Origin of the sequence: Nitrosospira sp. Nsp1 (assembly GCF_900100985.1) — a bacterium.
Taxonomy (GTDB): domain Bacteria; phylum Pseudomonadota; class Gammaproteobacteria; order Burkholderiales; family Nitrosomonadaceae; genus Nitrosospira.
Genome location: NZ_FMUF01000005.1, coordinates 42,839 through 60,573 on the forward strand (window position 1 = coordinate 42,839; position 17,735 = coordinate 60,573).

Annotated in this window: 16 protein-coding genes; 13 read left to right on the top strand and 3 right to left on the bottom strand. The window is 54.2% G+C overall.

Going from position 1 to position 17,735, the window contains the following annotated elements:
* The first annotated feature begins 28 nt into the window (after nucleotides 1-28).
* From BLP78_RS04590 to BLP78_RS04635, 10 genes are all read left to right on the top strand, one after another.
* Entirely contained in the window at nucleotides 29-1,555 is a 1,527-nt protein-coding gene (locus BLP78_RS04590; protein ID WP_090456970.1) for a leucyl aminopeptidase, read from the top strand.
* 6 nt (nucleotides 1,556-1,561) lie between these two features.
* Nucleotides 1,562-1,981: a DNA polymerase III subunit chi gene (locus BLP78_RS04595; RefSeq protein WP_090456973.1), complete on the top strand. Its 420-nt coding sequence runs from the start codon at nucleotides 1,562-1,564 to the stop codon at nucleotides 1,979-1,981.
* Between the two features lie 98 nt (nucleotides 1,982-2,079).
* Entirely contained in the window at nucleotides 2,080-2,457 is a 378-nt protein-coding gene (locus BLP78_RS04600) for a hypothetical protein (protein ID WP_090456975.1), read from the top strand.
* Between the two features lie 158 nt (nucleotides 2,458-2,615).
* The gene (locus BLP78_RS04605; protein ID WP_090456978.1) at nucleotides 2,616-5,441 is read left to right on the top strand and encodes a valine--tRNA ligase; all 2,826 of its coding nucleotides are present in this window, start codon (nucleotides 2,616-2,618) and stop codon (nucleotides 5,439-5,441) included.
* Nucleotides 5,442-5,633: 192 nt separating this feature from the next.
* Nucleotides 5,634-6,287 (top strand): adenylate kinase, encoded by a 654-nt coding sequence (gene adk, locus BLP78_RS04610; RefSeq protein WP_090456980.1) that lies wholly within the window; start codon nucleotides 5,634-5,636, stop codon nucleotides 6,285-6,287.
* Between the two features lie 348 nt (nucleotides 6,288-6,635).
* On the top strand, nucleotides 6,636-7,895 hold the full coding sequence (locus BLP78_RS04615; RefSeq protein WP_090456982.1) for a 6-phosphofructokinase: 1,260 nt from the start codon (nucleotides 6,636-6,638) through the stop codon (nucleotides 7,893-7,895).
* A gap of 72 nt (nucleotides 7,896-7,967) precedes the next feature.
* Nucleotides 7,968-10,004: a sodium-translocating pyrophosphatase gene (locus BLP78_RS04620; RefSeq protein WP_090456984.1), complete on the top strand. Its 2,037-nt coding sequence runs from the start codon at nucleotides 7,968-7,970 to the stop codon at nucleotides 10,002-10,004.
* Between the two features lie 216 nt (nucleotides 10,005-10,220).
* Nucleotides 10,221-10,628: a GlcG/HbpS family heme-binding protein gene (locus tag BLP78_RS04630; protein WP_090456988.1), complete on the top strand. Its 408-nt coding sequence runs from the start codon at nucleotides 10,221-10,223 to the stop codon at nucleotides 10,626-10,628.
* Between the two features lie 83 nt (nucleotides 10,629-10,711).
* Complete coding sequence (locus BLP78_RS15505) at nucleotides 10,712-10,861, top strand: hypothetical protein (protein ID WP_176752779.1); 150 nt, start codon at nucleotides 10,712-10,714, stop codon at nucleotides 10,859-10,861.
* A gap of 117 nt (nucleotides 10,862-10,978) precedes the next feature.
* Nucleotides 10,979-12,037, top strand: a complete 1,059-nt coding sequence (locus BLP78_RS04635) for an AI-2E family transporter (protein ID WP_090456991.1) — start codon at nucleotides 10,979-10,981, stop codon at nucleotides 12,035-12,037.
* Between the two features lie 102 nt (nucleotides 12,038-12,139).
* Here the strand turns inward: BLP78_RS04635 and BLP78_RS04640 are convergent, their stop codons facing one another.
* On the bottom strand, nucleotides 12,140-12,964 hold the full coding sequence (locus tag BLP78_RS04640; RefSeq protein ID WP_090456993.1) for an SDR family NAD(P)-dependent oxidoreductase: 825 nt from the start codon (nucleotides 12,962-12,964) through the stop codon (nucleotides 12,140-12,142).
* Between the two features lie 172 nt (nucleotides 12,965-13,136).
* Here BLP78_RS04640 and BLP78_RS04645 point away from each other — a divergent pair, with 172 nt between their 5' ends.
* Nucleotides 13,137-13,835 (top strand): SDR family oxidoreductase, encoded by a 699-nt coding sequence (locus tag BLP78_RS04645; protein ID WP_090456996.1) that lies wholly within the window; start codon nucleotides 13,137-13,139, stop codon nucleotides 13,833-13,835.
* 134 nt (nucleotides 13,836-13,969) lie between these two features.
* Here the strand turns inward: BLP78_RS04645 and BLP78_RS04650 are convergent, their stop codons facing one another.
* Both BLP78_RS04650 and BLP78_RS04655 read right to left on the bottom strand, forming a co-directional pair.
* Complete coding sequence (locus BLP78_RS04650) at nucleotides 13,970-14,290, bottom strand: heavy metal-binding domain-containing protein (RefSeq protein ID WP_090456999.1); 321 nt, start codon at nucleotides 14,288-14,290, stop codon at nucleotides 13,970-13,972.
* An 83-nt stretch (nucleotides 14,291-14,373) separates the two neighbouring features.
* Entirely contained in the window at nucleotides 14,374-14,718 is a 345-nt protein-coding gene (locus tag BLP78_RS04655; RefSeq protein WP_090457001.1) for a hypothetical protein, read from the bottom strand.
* A 258-nt stretch (nucleotides 14,719-14,976) separates the two neighbouring features.
* On the opposite strand from BLP78_RS04655, the gene BLP78_RS04660 reads away from it, so the two are divergent.
* Both BLP78_RS04660 and BLP78_RS04665 read left to right on the top strand, forming a co-directional pair.
* Nucleotides 14,977-16,035 carry a Fe(3+) ABC transporter substrate-binding protein gene (locus BLP78_RS04660; protein ID WP_090457186.1) on the top strand — a complete coding sequence of 353 codons (1,059 nt, stop codon included), beginning with the start codon at nucleotides 14,977-14,979 and terminating at the stop codon, nucleotides 16,033-16,035.
* A gap of 138 nt (nucleotides 16,036-16,173) precedes the next feature.
* The gene (locus tag BLP78_RS04665) at nucleotides 16,174-17,733 is read left to right on the top strand and encodes an ABC transporter permease (RefSeq protein ID WP_256330078.1); all 1,560 of its coding nucleotides are present in this window, start codon (nucleotides 16,174-16,176) and stop codon (nucleotides 17,731-17,733) included.
* Nucleotides 17,734-17,735 lie beyond the last annotated feature (2 nt).

Genomic DNA, 17,735 nt, shown 5'->3' on the forward strand with positions numbered 1-17,735 from the left:
GACAAGACCCCTGATCGAGGAGCAAGTGGTGAAATTTAATATAAAAAGCGGAAACCCAGAGAAGCAGCGCAGCGCGTGTGTGGTGGTAGGCGTATTCGAGCCACGCAAATTGACCGCGGCGGCGGAAGCAATGGACAAGATCGCCGATGGATATATCAGCGGCCTATTGCGCAGCGGCGATATGGAGGGCAAGGCAGGTTCTGCATTGGTTCTGCACAACGTGCCCAACACCTTGTGCGAGCGAATACTACTGGTGGGACTCGGCAAGGAACAAGCGCTCAGCGATAAAGCATACTGCGATGTGGTGCGCGGCGCATTCAAGGCGCTGCACGGCACAGGCGCTACCGACGCCACCCTGTTTTTGAATGAGGTGCCGGTCAAAAATCGTGAAACCGCATGGAAAGTTACACAAACCGCCATTATCGCGATGGAAAGCAGGTATCGCTTCGATCGGCTCAAGAGCCAGGTTGAAGAAACCAAACCGCACCTTCGTAAAGTCACGCTTTGCACCATGAACGAGGGCAACCGCATAGAACTTGCCGCCAGCGAGGAAGCCCTGCAGCAGGGCCTTGCCATTGCCGATGGCATGAACCTGGCCAAAGATTTAGGCAATCTTGCACCCAACATCTGTACCCCGACCTACCTGGCGGAGCAGGCCATCGACGTGGCTAAGGCTTATAAACTCAAGGTTACCGTCCTGGAGCAGAAGGACATGGAGAAGCTCGGCATGGGCGCATTGCTGGCCGTTGCCCGTGGCAGCCATCAACCCGCCAAGCTGATCGCGCTGGAATACTGGGGACGGACGAAGAAGGAAAAACCGGTCGTACTGGTGGGCAAGGGCGTCACTTTTGATACCGGCGGCATTTCCTTGAAGCCCGCAGCGGAAATGGATGAAATGAAGTACGACATGTGCGGCGCGGCCAGCGTGCTCGGTACCATTACGGCGGTGGCGAAAATGCGGCTTCCCGTCAATGTGATCGGCATCATCCCCACCACCGAAAATATGCCGGGCGGCAATGCCACCAAGCCCGCCGACGTCGTTACCAGCATGTCCGGGCAAACCGTGGAAATTCTCAACACTGATGCTGAAGGACGACTGATCCTGTGCGATGCGCTGACTTATGCCGAGCGCTATGAGCCCGAGACCGTAATAGATATTGCCACCCTTACCGGTGCTTGTGTCATCGCGCTCGGCCATGTTGCGTCGGGATTGCTCAGCGCGGATGAAGAACTGGCGGAGGAATTGCTGCACGCTTCCGGGAAAGCGGCGGATCCCGCTTGGCGACTGCCCTTATGGGATGAGTACCAGGAGCAATTGAAAAGTAATTTTGCCGACATCGCCAACATTGGTGGCCGTGCCGCCGGAACCATTACCGCGGCCTGCTTTCTGTCGCGTTTCACGAAGAAATATCGATGGGCTCACCTGGACATAGCGGGTACTGCCTGGAAATCCGGCAAGGAAAAAGGAGCCACAGGCCGACCTGTGCCCCTGCTGACACAATTCCTGATCGGGCGAGCGGCGAAAAAAGGGCCTGTCGAACATAAATCGAAATAGACTGGCATGACCGAGATCGACTTCTACTCCGGCAGCGAGGATAAACTTCATACCGCTTGCCGTCTCGTCGCCAAAGCGTTGCAGAAAGGCTTCAAGGTAATGATTTATACGACCGATACAACAATGATGGAGCGGCTGGATAAACTTCTATGGACTTTTTCTTCAATCGATTTTATTCCTCACTGCCGTGCTGACGACAAGTTGGCCGATGTCACACCGGTAATACTCGGCTACGCCGCGAATCTTCCACACGATGATGTCCTGCTCAATCTGGATGCTGAAAATCCTTCGTTCTTCAGCCGCTTCCGGCGTTTGATCGAAATCGCCGGCATCGCGCCGGAAGATACGCAAGCGGCGCGAAAACGCTATCGCTTCTACCAGGATCGGGGATATGAAATTCGCCATCATAAGCTTGGAGCGGTATAGTTAAACCAGGTAGAGTTGCGAATATATCCTGCATCCGTCCCTCTCCCGGATATTCCTCTCCCCCACCCTCCCACCTATTCACGAATTCCGGCACTTCCATGACAGACAGCAGCGATGAAACGACGCCAGAAGCTGATTACAACGAAATTCTGAGCAAGCTCGAAGCGTTGCTGCGCAAGCACCAGGGCAACCCATCGGCTTCAGTCTCGGTTGGAGCGGATGGCAAAGCCGAGGCTTTTCATAGTGCTGCTCACGGAACCGCATCAGAGCAGAGACCGTTGATAGCGGTAGACGAGATACCAACACTCACTGAAATGGTATATCTGGCGCCTGAAACGCTGTCGCCTCAACCTGATATTACATCGCTGCTGGAGCAAATTCTGGATGCCGCACTCGGGGATGCGAAGGCTGACCTGCATGCCGATGCGAGAAAAATATTGGTTCAGTCGCTGGAATCCCGTTTATTCAGACTTTGAGCGGTTTCCGGCTTCCGGCTTCCGACCCTCAGCCGCGCATCCGCTTAGCCTCATTCCGGCCAGCCACCGCTTCAGGATAAACATCACCTGACGATAACCGTCGCTGTTTGCGTCCGCACCTTCCGTTATAATTCCCGGTTTCCCACCCATCAATATCCATGGAACTCGAAAAAAGCTTCAATCCCCGTACCATCGAAAACCGCTGGTATTCGCAATGGGAGTCCGCCGGCTATTTCAAATCCATGTCCGATGGAACACCTGCCGGAACAGGGGCGGTTCCCGCCTACTGTATTATGCTGCCCCCGCCCAACGTAACCGGCACACTGCACATGGGCCACGCTTTCCAGCATACCTTGATGGATGCGCTTTCGCGTTATCACCGCATGTGCGGGGAAAACACGCTATGGCAGCCGGGCACGGATCACGCCGGGATTGCAACGCAAATTGTGGTGGAACGCCAACTGGACCAGCAGAAGATCGATCGCCGCGACCTGGGGCGGGAAGAATTCATCGAGCGCGTATGGCAATGGAAAACGGAATCCGGCTCCACCATCAGTCGCCAGATGCGGCGGCTGGGCGCCTCCTGCGACTGGTCGCGCGAACGCTTCACCATGGACACAGGATTATCCCACGCCGTTACTGAAGCTTTCGTCCGGCTTTATCGCGATGGCCTCATCTATCGGGGCAAACGTCTGGTAAATTGGGATCCAGTGCTGCAGACTGCGGTTTCCGATCTGGAAGTGATATCCGTAGAGGAGGAAGGATCTCTCTGGCATATTCTCTATCCGCTCGAGAAGGACGGAGAAATAGATCTGGACGACGCAGAGCCGGCAAAAGTGATTGTCGCCACGACACGTCCCGAAACCATGCTGGGCGATATGGCGGTCGCCGTACATCCGGACGATCCCCGCTATCGCCACCTGATAGGTCGCCACGTGCGCCTTCCATTATGTGAGCGAAGTATTCCCATAATCGCCGACACGTATGTCGATCCGGAATTTGGTACCGGCTGCTTGAAAATTACCCCCGCGCATGATTTCAATGACTACCAGGTTGGGAAGCGGCACAAGCTCGTTCCGCTCGGTATCCTCACGCTGGATGGGAAAATCAATGAATTGGCGCCTGCGCAGTATCAGGGCATGGACCGTTCGGATGCTCGCAAAAAAATCATTTCCGATCTGGAAGAACAAGGTCTTCTGATCGAGACCAAGCCGCACAAACTGATGGTGCCCCGCGGAGACCGAACCCACGCGGTCATCGAGCCAATGCTCACCGACCAATGGTATGTGGCGATGGATAATCTGGCCAAAGCCGGGCTGAAAGTGGTAGCAAGCGGTGAGATCGGTTTTATTCCGGAAAACTGGAGTCATGTATACAACCAATGGCTCGAAAACATCCAGGACTGGTGTATTTCGCGTCAATTGTGGTGGGGACACCGAATTCCGGCCTGGTATGACGAGGATAACAACATCTTTGTCGCGCACAGCCTGGAGGAAGCGCAACGGTTGGCTGGCGAACGCAAGCTCATCCAGGACGAGGATGTGCTCGATACCTGGTTTTCATCGGCGCTATGGCCATTCTCCACCCTGGGCTGGCCTGCAGAAACACCCGAACTCCAGACTTTTCTGCCGACGTCGGTTCTGATCACGGGTTTCGACATCATTTTTTTCTGGGTGGCGCGCATGGTGATGATGTCGCTGTATTTCACCGGCAAAGTGCCGTTCCGGGAGGTGTATATAACCGGGCTGATACGCGATGCGGAAGGTCATAAGATGAGCAAGTCCAAGGGCAACGTGCTGGACCCGCTGGATCTCATCGACGGTATCGCGCTACCGGATCTGATCTCCAAGCGCACCACGGGTCTCATGAACCCCGCACAGGCGGAATCCATCGAAAAAATCACGCGCAAGCATTTCCCTGCAGGCATTCCCGCGTTCGGTACCGATGCGCTGCGTTTTACGTTTGCCAGTCTCGCGTCTCATGGCCGTGATATAAAATTCGATATGCAGCGCTGCGAGGGCTACCGGAATTTTTGTAACAAGTTGTGGAACGCCAGTCGCTACGTTTTAATGAATTGCGAGGGAAAAGATACGGGTTTAACGGCTGGTTTGACTTCAGGGCTCGATGAAGTGCCGGCATTGGCATATTCCGATGCCGACAAGTGGATCATCAGCCGTTTGCAATTGGCGGAAATCGCGGTCACTCAGGCTTATCGCGATTACCGCTTCGACATGGCGGCACGGGAAATCTATGAATTGGTCTGGGATGAGTATTGCGACTGGTATCTGGAGTTTGCCAAAGTACAGTTGAATGACGGCAGCGCAGCTGCACAGCGCGCCACCCGCCGCACGCTGGCGCGCGTGTTGGAGACAACATTACGGCTGGCGCATCCCATTATTCCCTTTATTACCGAAGAGTTGTGGCAGAACATCGCGCCGCTGGCCGGCAAGCAAGGCGCGAGCATCATGCTGCAGCCCTATCCGAAAGCCGATCCCGGGAAGATCAGCGAAGATGCAATCGGCCGGATAGCCGCGCTCAAGGAAATGATCAACGCCTGCCGGACTTTGCGCGGCGAAATGAATCTGTCTCCAGCATCGAGGGTTCCCCTGCTGGCTGCAGGAGATGAGCAAACGCTCACTGAATTTGTTCCTTACCTGATGGCGCTGGCTAAACTCTCAAGCGTCGAAATCGTGCACGGCGACTTGCCCCACGCCGATGCGCCGGTTGCAATCGTGGGCGAATTTCGATTGATGCTTAAAATCGAAGTGGATATAGTGGCGGAGCGCGAACGGCTGGCTCGGGAAATTGGCCGCATCGAAGCGGAAGTCGCCAAGGCAGAGAGCAAACTGGCCAATAACAGCTTCATCGAGCGTGCCCCCGCCAAGGTGGTGGAGCAGGAAAAAAACAGGCTTGGCAATTTTTGTGCAACGCTGATGAAGCTGAAAGAGCAGTTGCTGAAGCTGGATAGCTTGCCGATCCTGTGAGTGGATTCCAGATTTTGCCGGCGGCACGCCCGATGAAGCAGGAAGAATATATTGAAGCTTCTCGATTCATAAAATTGAAGCAAAAAGTTCGAGCCTCATGCTCGGCTGCGCTATACTTACCGGAAATAATGAAGAAATACCTCTAGCTCCACCTTATAAGGTGGAGATCATGGAAAGAGATAAGGGGAAATAATCATAATTGTTCTATTAGGCGGCCCCGGCGCGGGAAAAGGGACGCAGGCCAATTACATCAAGGAACATTTCGGCATTCCCCAGATATCCACGGGCGACATGCTCCGCGCGGCAGTCAGGGCGGGTACCGAACTCGGTATCATGGCCAAGAAAATCATGGATGAGGGTGGGCTGGTTTCCGATGACATTATTATCGGCCTGGTCAAAGCACGCATCGCACAGCCCGATTGCGTAAAAGGTTTCCTCTTCGACGGTTTTCCCCGCACCATTCCCCAGGCGGATGCAATGAAGGCCGCCGGCGTACCCATCAATTTTGTGATCGAAATTTACGTGCCTGACGAAGAGATCATCAGGCGCTTGTCGGGCCGGCGCATGCATCCCGCCTCGGGCCGTATTTATCACGTGATATTCAATCCACCCGCCAGGGATGAGAGAGACGATGTAACCGGCGAACCACTGATACAGCGCGACGACGATAAAGAGGGAACCGTGAGAAAGCGGCTGGAAACCTATCATGCCCAGACCGAGCCATTGGTGGAATACTATGCCAAATGGTCAGTCAGCGGCGGAAGGGGTGCCCCCAAGTACGTCAAGATAGCGGGGGTAGGATCGGTGGAAAATATCCGCGACGCCATTTTTGCTTCACTGAAATAAACCTCGATCAAGACTCTTGGCGGACTTGAGCTTTATGATATCACCGCCGTTTTAATCCGTGAACAACAACACAGCAGCAGCCTTAACAAGCTGCAGCCTGATGCATCGTTGCGCGGCCAGGACGGTAGCACTAATAGTCTGTCGGACTTGAAGAATCGCAGCGAAAAAAAGTGACTGGGTGAGGGCGGATTTGAAGATCAATATTCTATTGGTCGAAAAATCAGCGAAATATGAACCGCCCAGGCGCTCTTGCAGCCGATTTCCTTCAAGTCAGACAGGCTGCCAAGGCAGCAAACGCATCGGCGCAATGCGCAGCAGAAAAAATTTTAGAATAATCAGGGGAAAATCATGGTTGCAAAAAATGCTTTTTATGCTCAATCCGGCGGTGTCACCGCTGTCATCAACGCCTCGGCCGCTGGCCTTATCGAAGCCGCCCGCCAGCAACAAGGGAAGATAGGCACGGTTTATGCGGGCCGTAACGGCATCATCGGTGCCCTGACTGAAGATCTGATCGATACTAGCAAGGATTCCGCCTCGGCAATCAGCGCCCTGCGCCATACTCCCTCGGGAGCATTCGGCTCTTGCCGTTACAAATTGAAAAGCCTCGAACAAAACCGGCGTGAGTACGAACGATTAATCGAGGTATTCAAGGCGCATGACATCGGCTACTTTTTTTATAATGGCGGCGGTGATTCCGCCGACACCTGCCTCAAGGTTTCGCAACTCGCGGATACGCTGGGCTATCCCATCCAGGCCATTCATGTACCGAAAACGGTGGATAACGACCTTCCCATTACAGACTGCTGCCCCGGCTACGGCTCGGTGGCAAAATATATCGCCGTATCCACGCTCGAGGCCAGCTTTGATGTCGCCAGCATGTCAAAGACATCGACGAAGGTATTCGTGCTGGAAGTGATGGGGCGCCATGCCGGATGGATCGCAGCGGCGGGCGGCCTGGCATCCAGCGTCGACCGTGAAATCCCGGTTGTCATTCTCTTTCCCGAGATTCCCTTCGATAAAGCGAAATTTATCGCCAAGGTGGATAGCAATGTCAAAAAATTCGGCTACTGCTCGGTAGTGGTATCCGAGGGTGTAAAAGGGGAAGACGGCAAATTCCTTTCCGACCAGGGCATACGTGACGCTTTCGGTCACGCTCAACTGGGCGGTGTTGCCCCTGTTGTGGCAAATATTGTCAGGGAGGAGCTCGGCCTTAAATACCATTGGGCGGTAGCGGATTATCTGCAACGTGCCGCACGTCATATCGCCTCGAAGACCGATGTAGAGCAGGCTTACGCGATGGGCAAGGCAGCGGTGGAATTCGCCGTCAATGGACATAACGCCGTAATGCCTACCATAGAGCGTGTTTCCAACCAGCCCTATGAGTGGAAGGTGGGCATGGCGCAACTCTCCGAAGTTGCCAACGTCGAGAAAATGATGCCCGAGGATTTCATCAGCGAGGATGGCTTTGGCATCACTGACAAATGCAGGGAATATCTGGTGCCCCTTATCCAGGGAGAGGATTACCCCCCTTATAAGGATGGCCTACCGGACTACGTACGACTGAAGAATGTAGCAGTTGCAAAAAAGCTGGGTGACTTTACGATCTAAATCCTTCAAGTTTAACGGGGGATTGAGAACTCTGAGTGTTTTCAAGCAGTCCGACTTTAACTGGAGATTTAAATGGCTACTGGTTTAATCATCGCGATTGCTAGTGCGATGGCTGCGCTACTGTACGGAGTGGTTTCGATAAAGTGGATTGTCGCGTTGCCGACAGGCAACGAACGCATGCGGGAGATTGCCACTGCCATTCAAGAGGGCGCTTCCGCATACCTGAATCGGCAATACACGACCATAAGTATCGTTGGGGTGATTCTACTGGTAGCCATTTTTCTGGCATTGGGCTGGAAAACCGCAGTCGGGTTTTTCATCGGTGCTTTTTTGTCGGGTCTGACAGGCTATATCGGCATGAACGTTTCGGTGCGAGCCAATGTTCGTACCGCAGAAGCTGCAAGGGAGGGACTCAATGCGGCGCTGAACGTGGCGTTCAGAGGCGGCGCGATAACCGGCATGCTCGTGGTAGGTCTGGGCTTGATGGGCGTGGCAGGCTACTATGCCTTCCTTACCGCCGGCTTGGGCACCAATGAATCGGATGCGACTCACGCCTTGGTAGGTCTGGCTTTCGGTAGCTCGCTGATCTCCATCTTCGCCCGTCTCGGCGGCGGCATTTTCACTAAAGGCGCCGACGTAGGCGCCGATCTGGTGGGCAAGGTCGAAGCCGGCATTCCCGAGGACGATCCGCGCAACCCGGCAGTCATTGCCGACAACGTGGGCGACAATGTCGGCGACTGTGCGGGGATGGCAGCCGATCTGTTCGAGACATACGCCGTGACCATTATCGCCACCATGCTGTTGGGTGGGTTGCTGATCACGGATGCCGGTCCCAATGCGGTTCTCTACCCGCTGGTACTGGGCGGATTTTCCATTATCGCTTCCATCATCGGTTGCTACTTCGTCAAAGCACGCGAGGGCGGAAAGATCATGAACGCGCTTTATCGCGGCCTCTCGGTTGCCGGTGTGCTGGCTGCGGTCGCCTTTTATCCCATCACGACGACGATGCTGGGCGAAGGAGTGATGATAGACGGCAAGCTGGTCTCATCGATGAATCTCTACCTCGCCGGGCTCGTAGGTCTGGTACTGACTGCCGCCATGGTGTGGATCACCGAGTACTACACCTCTACTGAATATGGGCCAGTGCAACATATCGCGGAAGCCTCCAGCACCGGCCACGGCACTAACGTAATCGCCGGTCTGGGCGTGTCCATGAAATCGACTGCCGCTCCGGTACTTGCCGTCTGTGTCTCCATCTGGTGCGCCCAGGAGCTGGCGGGCCTTTATGGCATCGCCATCGCCGCCACCTCCATGCTGTCGATGGCAGGCATCATCGTGGCGCTCGACGCATACGGGCCGATTACCGACAATGCCGGCGGAATTGCGGAAATGGCTGGTTTGCCATCGGAGATACGCGATATCACCGACCCGCTGGATGCGGTAGGAAACACTACCAAGGCGGTCACGAAAGGCTACGCCATCGGTTCTGCCGGTTTGGCCGCGCTGGTACTGTTCGCCGATTACACTCACGCGCTTTCCACAGGCGGCAAGCTCGTGAGTTTTGATTTATCCGATCACATGGTAATCATCGGCTTGTTCCTTGGCGGCATGGTGCCATACCTGTTCGGCGCCATGGCGATGGAGGCTGTCGGTCGGGCTGCCGGTTCGGTGGTGGTGGAAGTACGCCGCCAGTTCAGGGAAATTCCTGGAATCATGGAAGGTACCGCGAAACCGGACTATTCCAGAGCAGTGGATATGGTAACGAAGGCTGCCATCAAGGAAATGATTATCCCCTCGTTGCTGCCCGTGGCGGTGCCCCTGCTCGTCGGCCTCCTGCTTGGTCCCGTCGCCCTGGGTGGTGTGCTGATCGGCGCCATCATCACAGGTATTTTTGTAGCGATTTCCATGACTGCCGGTGGCGGAGCCTGGGATAACGCCAAAAAATACATTGAAGACGGCCACTTTGGCGGTAAGGGTTCGGAAGCGCATAAAGCGGCCGTGACCGGCGATACTGTCGGCGACCCCTACAAAGACACCGCAGGGCCCGCGATCAACCCGCTCATCAAGATCATGAACATTGTTGCCTTACTGATTGTCCCGCTGTTATGAACCTTTTATTCGCAGACAAGGCACGCCGAGAAGTTATGGCGTGCTTTTTTTTGTGCACCGAAATCGCATACCGCTCTTTCAAGCTTTCCCGATTCCCGGATGTTATATATTCTGCGGGGAATATCATGTACTTCGTCACTTCAAGCCTGACCCGGAGTCCGATCCAGGCAGGCAATGACATATTCACAAAGTTACTTACCTACCGGATCAATAATCATGAATAATAAGATCGCCCTCACGCTCGATGACGCCAAAATCATTGCCGCCGCATCGGAAGCGGAGGCCAGACGCAATAACTGGCCGGTGGTGATTGCAATCGTTGATGACGGGGCTCACCTGGTTTACCTGCTGCGCCTCGACAACACCCAGTTCGGCAGCGTTGATGTCGCAATGCAGAAGGCCTGCGCCGCGATTGCATTTCGACGTCCCACCAAAGTGTGGGAAGAACACGTCAGGGACGGACGCCTGCGTTATCTCGGCCTGCCTGGAACCCTGCCGATCGAAGGTGGCTTACCCATCATAGTGGATGGCCAGTTCATCGGCGCAATAGGAGTGAGCGGTGTGAGATCTCATGAGGACGCGCAAATTGCACAGGCGGGATTGAATGCAACGCTAAAAAGCTGATATGTTGATCGTCGAACCCGGTAGCCCGATAATTAAACCGTCACCTGTCCACCTCATGGTCAATGCAAACAGAAGACGTTGTCATGAGTACATTCCACGCCTGTTATGAGCGCTTCAGTCTTTTGCTACCGGGCAGGTATTTAGCCAAACATTCCCACGCCATCCGTATGCCCGAAACGCTCTTCAGGGCACTTCCCGACGAGGCCACCAACCCGGCTATTGCCGTGTCCTGAACACAGGTTGACTGCACAAGCCTGGTCTCATTTTTTCAACACCACTATCTATCCTGGAGCTGGGTTAAGATACGATTCGGCCTGAAAATATGTTCTTTACCTGATCATCTGGATAATATGAATACTGTGGAACTCCAACAAAAAACTTTCCTGCTCCTACTGGTTTTTGTCACCGTGGCATTCGGGTGGATCCTTTTGCCTTTCTATGGCGCAGTATTTTGGGGCTCGGTTCTTGCCATCATCTTTACACCGTTTCATCGCCGATTGCTGGCCGTCATGAACCAGCGGCAGAATCTTGCCGCGCTCACCACCCTCCTGCTCTGCCTGATCATAGTGATTCTTCCGGTTACAATAATGACGATTTCGCTGCTGCAGGAAGGGGCCATCGTCTACCAGGGAATCCGGTCTGGAGAGCTTAATTTCGGTGCTTATTTTCAGCAGATCATGGGTGCTATGCCACCGTGGGTCACCAACGTTCTGGATCGGCTCGGGCTCACCAATATTTCCGAGCTGCAGGATATGCTATCGACCGGCGCTTTGCAGGGCAGCCAATTTATCGCAATGCACGCTCTCAGCATCGGTCAGAACGCCTTTGAATTCGTCATCAGCTTCGGCATTATGCTGTACCTGCTGTTTTTCCTGCTGCGCGACGGCGCCGCTCTTTCCATCAGGATCAAACAAGCGATGCCGCTCAGCATGGAGCACAAGCGGCATCTATTCAGCAAGTTCACTACCGTTATTCGCGCCACCGTAAAAGGCAACGTTGTTGTTGCCGCGGCGCAAGGCACGCTAGGGGGAATAATGTTTTCGTTCCTCGGCATTCAAGGGGCCTTGCTATGGGGCTTTGTGATGGCCTTCCTTTCCCTGTTGCCCGCAGTCGGAGCCGGACTGATCTGGGTGCCGGTAGCGGTCTATTTTCTGTTTACCGGAGCTATCTGGCAGGGCGTCACCCTCATCGCTTTCGGCGTGCTCGTGATCGGGCTCGTGGATAACATTTTGCGCCCCATACTCGTCGGCAGGGATACCAAAATACCCGATTATGTGATTCTTATCTCGACGCTGGGAGGCATGGTCCTTTTCGGTCTTAACGGCTTCGTTATCGGACCCGTAATTGCAGCGCTCTTCATCGCGGCATGGGACCTCTTTTCTTCATCGAAAGAAGCGCCGACGGACTGACGGCGCGAGCTGGCCGACAGCAATCAGCCTGTTGAAACGACATGCCAGAAAGCTACGCTATCAAATGGGCCGATAGTTCTGGTCTTCGAATCGTCAAGTCCATTATCGCCTGGAGAACCTCATCTGGAACCGGACCGTCCAGGCAAAGATGCGGCCACCCAGCAGCCACCTGGCTATTACCGAGATTCTGGAATCGAAGGGGAGTGCATGCCTTACCGGTGGAACCGAAGACGTGACGGCATCGAGCACCGCCTTAGCGATAATTTGCGGACCGGGCGCTCTGGGTTCGCCAACCAGAAGGTTATGCACGCCGTCGAGAAGTTTCTTGTAGGCTGGCGGATGCGCAACGGTCTTTAATAACCTTAGCTGGTTGGGAACAAACTCCGTCTTTATCAAGCCAGGCGCAATGAGCACAACTTTGATCCCGAATTCCATCACCTCGCCACGCAGGGCATCGGTTAGCGCTTCAATGGCATACTTGGTAGCCGCATACCAACCAAAACCGGGCACCGATATTCTGCTCAGTGCCGAAACGATATTGACTATCGATCCTGATCTCTGCTCCCGCATATGCGGGAGGACTGCTTGCATGAACCGTGCATAGCCGAAAACGTTAACTTCGAACTGCCGATGGGCAGCCTCCATCGAAACACATTCGATAGCGCCTAACTGACAGAGTGCCGCGTTGTTGACCAGCACATCGATACGCCCCTTGGTCGATATAATGTGACTCACGGCACGGTTAATGCCTTCTTCATCGGTCACGTCCAGTTCTACCGGCTCGATGCGGTCAGAACGAATCTCTTCCAGCCTGTACAGGCGCCGCGCCACGGCAAACACATAATAACCATTTTGAGCAAGAAGCTCGGCCGCAGCCCTTCCGATACCGCTGGATGCACCCGTTACCAATGCGATCCGCTGAGTCATGTCGTTCGCTCCTTTTATATTGCCATTCGTTTCACTTTTTATACATAATAAGGGAGCATGCAATTAAACGGCGGTGTCTCTTTACCTGGGATATTCGCTCTCCGATATTTCTTTATAGCACCAGGCAACGCAGAATTTTCCGGTAGACCGGCAAGCGCATGAGGAGAGAAATATGAAAACCGCATTAATCACAGGAGCCAACCGCGGGATCGGGCTGGAATTTTGCAGGCAGTATGCCGCAGAGGGCTGGCGCATTCTGGCTTGCACTCGTCATCCGGAAAGATCAGATGCGCTTGATACGCTGGCCGCCGGCTATCTTGGGCAGGTTACCGTACATACGCTCGATGTTGCCGATCATGCGCAAATCGAGGGATTGGCGCAATCGTCAACCGGTCAGCCGATCGATCTGCTTCTCAACAATGCGGGCATTTATACGGGCTCTCATGCAGGCGCTTTCGATAGTATCGATTATGAGGCCTGGGCCCATGAATTTCGTGTTAATACCATGGCAACGCTCAAGATGTCCCAGGCATTCAACTCGCATGTTGCCGGAAGCAGTCAGAAAATTATCGTGACCATCAGCAGCAAGATGGGCAGCATTGCGGAGAACGACAGCGGCGGCAGCTACCTGTACCGGTCCAGCAAGGCGGCCGTAAATATGGTTATTAAAAGCCTTGCCATTGACCTGAAAACAGCGGGAATCATTGCAGTGGTATTGCATCCCGGATGGGTGCAAACCGATATGGGCGGCAAGAATGCGCTCATCTCCACGGCAAAAAGCGTGTCCGGCATGCGGCATGTCATCAGCGGCCTCACGTTGACGGATTCAGGTAAATTCATCGCCTATGATGGCAAGCCTATTCCGTGGTAAGCACTCGCTCTCCGCAGCAGCAGCCGCTGTCATTCGATATGATCTTGTCAGTTCGGATGTTGACTGCGTGAACCCGCTTCCGCCTCTCGTCGATAGCGGCTTGATCAATTCGGAGAGAGTCGCTTTAGCAGCCCTTATTCAATGATTACCGCCGTCCCGCTAGCCGAAACCATCAGCATTCCATTTTCCTTGCCCATTATCTCGTAATCGATATCGATGCCGATTACCGCGTTTGCACCGAGATCCTGGGCGCGGCGCTGTAGCTCGTCAAGCGCGATTTCCCGCGCGCGCTGCAATTCTTTTTCATAGGTTGCGGAGCGCCCTCCCACGAGGTCACGGATTCCGGCAAAAAGGTCTTTAAACAAATTGGCGCCGAGGATCGCTTCGCCGGCGATGACCCCGCAGTATTTCGTAATGCGCTTTCCCTCAATGCTCGGGGTAGTGGTAAGTTGCATAAGCCTCCCATTGACGTTCTTCAATAAAATAAGTAATAAGCCATAGCGGGCTACCTGTACCGCTTATCCATGGCAAGACGCTGTTACTGCGGCGCGGCGGGTTTGGGTCTTTTACGAAGCTTCTTCAGAGGGCGCTTTCCTTGCGTACCGTCACGGGACTTGAACTGATCGGGTGTCGGCATCCCCTTGCGCCGCACGTTTCGCTCAGCAGAAGAGTTGCGCTCCGAGGCGTTTCGTTCCGAAGCGTTTCGCTCTGCGTTGTTCCGCTCCGAGGCGCTCCGCTCGGAAGTCATAGCGCGATTGGCAGGAGTAAGCGTAATCTCAAGCTCGTTGATCTCATCCCATTCGGCTTCGGTACGTTGTCTTTCCGGAATAGCAAGAAGCTCTTGCAGGCGAATATTAGGCGGACTCGGCTGTAGTTTATCCATAGTATATTTAATGCGATGCTCTACTGATAATTATTATCATTTATAATGGTATTTGGTTGATCTCACTGTTGATATCCGGAGTAGATAATAATGTTAAATACCTGGTTAAAAAAATATCCGAACAAGATTTGCATGCAGCGCTTGGCTGGTAGCTTTACCGGAAGAATCGCGAGGACAACAGGGCTCGCAACATACGCTTCTACGACAATGCCGCGGCCGGAAATCACAATACAGGGAGCGCCCGATTTTACCGACACAATGCATTATAGGTCGCCCTCGCGCCTTGGTGGGGAAACTCGGAGGCTTATTCCGCGAGTCCTCAATCAATATATTACTGCAATATTTTGTTTTGCCATTTTCTTTGGCGCCAGCGCATCTCACGCGGAGCAGGTAGTAGTCTATTCCGCTCGGATCGAACAGCTCATCAAACCAATGTTCGACGCTTTCACTAAAGATACCGGCATCAATGTAAAATTCGTCACTGACAAAGAAGGTCCATTGCTGGCGCGCCTCAAGGCGGAAGGGAAAAACACACCTGCCGACATGCTGATCACCTCGGATGCGGGCAATTTGTGGGAGGCCGCCCAGGAAGGACTGTTGAGGCCCGTCGAGTCAAAAATGCTCCAGGAAAATGTTCCCGCCTACCTCCATGATCCCCGGAATCAGTGGTTCGGCTTATCCGTGCGGGCCCGCACTATCATATATAACACACAGAAAGTAAAGCCTTCAGATCTTTCTACCTACGAAGCGCTGGCTGAACCTCAATGGAAAGGACGGTTGTGCCTGCGCACTTCCAAGAAAGTATACAACCAGTCGCTGGTCGCGATGATGATCGCTGAGCATGGCGCGGTCAGGACCGAAGAAATTATCAAAGGCTGGGTCGCCAATCTCGCTATCGACCCTCTGTCCGACGAAACCAAGGCAATGGAATTCGTCGCCGCAGGGCGATGCGATGTCACAATAGCCAACAGCTATTACTATGGCCGCCTGATGCAAAAAAATCCGGCATTGCCACTTGCGATTTTCTGGCCTAACCAGGAAGGCAGCGGCGTTCACGTCAATATCTCGGGGGCAGGGATTACAAAATACGCGCATAACGTACCGGCTGCAACCAGATTGCTCGAATTTCTGTCATCCGAAAAAGCCCAGAATCTCTTTGCCGACGTGAATATGGAATACCCGGTCAATCCTAGGGTAAAACCCGACCCGACTGTCGCTGCCTGGGGCACCTTCAAGCAGAATACGATAAACGTAACCACAGCCGGGGAATTGCAGGCGGAAGCGGTAAAACTGATGGATCGTGCGGGCTATCGATAAGGCGTCAAGGATGTGAGAGATGAAACGCTTAGCTCAGCGGAGACTGATTCAGGTACGAAAAATGGGTTTTTAAGCGCCTCAAGCTCCGCCTACCGGACCTCAAACGGCTGGCGTCTAATCCCTCTTCTGGTAGCCGCGGTGGTGCTCGTGCCGGTTGGTACGGTCATCTCGTCCTTGTTCGTGCCGGCGGGCGATGTCTGGCAACATCTGGTGGAAACGACGCTGGCCGGCCTGCTGGTCAATACGTTCTGGCTCGCAGTGGGCGTGGCCGCAGGTTCCGCGCTATTGGGGGTAAGCTTGGCCTGGTTTACTGCGGTGTGCGAGTTCCCCGGCCGTAAATTCTTTTCGTGGGCATTATTGCTGCCGCTTGCCATTCCCGCATATGTTACCGCGTTCGTGGCTTTGGGCCTGTTCGATTACATCGGCCCGGTGCAAACGGCGCTACGCACCTGGCTGGGGCCCGATCTATTCTGGTTTCCGGATATACGCAGCAGGTTGGGCGTTATCATTGTCATGGTTCTGGCGTTTTATCCTTACGTCTATTTGCTGGCGCGAAATGCGTTTCTTACTCAAGGGAAACGCTCGCTCGAGGTTGCCCAGTCGTTAGGCTTTAATCGCACACAAGGATTTTTCAAATTGGCGTTGCCGATGGCGCGCCCGTGGATTGCAGGCGGGACAATGCTGGCACTGATGGAAACGCTTGCCGATTTCGGGACAGTAGCAGTCTTCAATTACGATACGTTCACCACTGCTATTTATAAAGCCTGGTTTGCGATGTTTTCCCTGACCGCAGCTTCTCAACTCGCCTCACTGCTGATCGTTATCGTTTTTGCCGTGATAATCGTGGAGCAGCAATTTCGTTCACGCATGCGCTATGCCGAAACCAGGCAAAGTGCAAAGGCGATCCCCATCCCGCTCACCGGCTGGCGCGCATGGCTGATCTCAGGATTTGCATCAGGCACGCTTTTTTTTGCGTTCCTGTTACCCGTCATGCAACTGGGCATTTGGGCAGTGGGCGTTGTCGAACGTGATTTCGACCAGCGTTACCTGGAATTTCTCTGGCACTCGTTGCTATTATCCGCTTTTGCCGCCCTGCTCACCTGCACCGTTGCGCTGCTCATGGTCTACGCTGCACGACGCTGCCCGGACTCCGCCACGCGTGGCGCAGTGCGCATATCCACTATTGGATATGCTCTGCCCGGCGCCGTTCTCGCGGTTGGAATTTTCATCCCCATAGCCTGGCTGGATAGCTGGCTGAGCGAAATGGCCATGCAGCTATTTCATATAGAAACCGGCTTGCTCATCCAGGGCACCCTCGTCACGATGCTGATTGCCTATATGACGCGTTTTCTCGCGGTCAGCCACAGCCCCATAGACAGTGCCATGCAGCGTGTAACCGGCAGCATCGATGAGGCCGCCATGGGGCTTGGTTTAAGCGGATGGGCGACACTCCGCCGCGTGCACTTGCCCATTCTGAAGGGTGGCATATTCACCGCCGCCGCGCTGGTATTCGTGGATGTCATGAAAGAGATGCCCATCACGTTGATGACCCGGCCTTTCGGCTGGGATACCCTCTCGGTGCGGATTTTCGAAATGACGACGGAAGGCCAATGGGAACAGGCCGCGTTACCTGCCGTGACGCTGGTACTGGCGGGCCTGCTTCCCCTGATATTTTTTATGCGGCAAACCGAAAGTTGATT

Excerpts from the sequence above, each read along its gene's own strand:
- BLP78_RS04595 (WP_090456973.1), top strand. The coding sequence starts at position 1,562 with ATGACCGAGATCGACTTCTACTCCGGCAGCGAGGATAAACTTCATACC.
- BLP78_RS04600 (WP_090456975.1), top strand. The coding sequence starts at position 2,080 with ATGACAGACAGCAGCGATGAAACGACGCCAGAAGCTGATTACAACGAA.
- BLP78_RS04605 (WP_090456978.1), top strand. The coding sequence starts at position 2,616 with ATGGAACTCGAAAAAAGCTTCAATCCCCGTACCATCGAAAACCGCTGG.
- BLP78_RS04615 (WP_090456982.1), top strand. The coding sequence starts at position 6,636 with ATGGTTGCAAAAAATGCTTTTTATGCTCAATCCGGCGGTGTCACCGCT.
- BLP78_RS04620 (WP_090456984.1), top strand. The coding sequence starts at position 7,968 with ATGGCTACTGGTTTAATCATCGCGATTGCTAGTGCGATGGCTGCGCTA.
- BLP78_RS04630 (WP_090456988.1), top strand. The coding sequence starts at position 10,221 with ATGAATAATAAGATCGCCCTCACGCTCGATGACGCCAAAATCATTGCC.
- BLP78_RS15505 (WP_176752779.1), top strand. The coding sequence starts at position 10,712 with ATGAGTACATTCCACGCCTGTTATGAGCGCTTCAGTCTTTTGCTACCG.
- BLP78_RS04635 (WP_090456991.1), top strand. The coding sequence starts at position 10,979 with ATGAATACTGTGGAACTCCAACAAAAAACTTTCCTGCTCCTACTGGTT.
- BLP78_RS04640 (WP_090456993.1), bottom strand. The coding sequence starts at position 12,964 with ATGACTCAGCGGATCGCATTGGTAACGGGTGCATCCAGCGGTATCGGA.
- BLP78_RS04645 (WP_090456996.1), top strand. The coding sequence starts at position 13,137 with ATGAAAACCGCATTAATCACAGGAGCCAACCGCGGGATCGGGCTGGAA.
- BLP78_RS04650 (WP_090456999.1), bottom strand. The coding sequence starts at position 14,290 with ATGCAACTTACCACTACCCCGAGCATTGAGGGAAAGCGCATTACGAAA.
- BLP78_RS04655 (WP_090457001.1), bottom strand. The coding sequence starts at position 14,718 with ATGGATAAACTACAGCCGAGTCCGCCTAATATTCGCCTGCAAGAGCTT.
- BLP78_RS04660 (WP_090457186.1), top strand. The coding sequence starts at position 14,977 with ATGCATTATAGGTCGCCCTCGCGCCTTGGTGGGGAAACTCGGAGGCTT.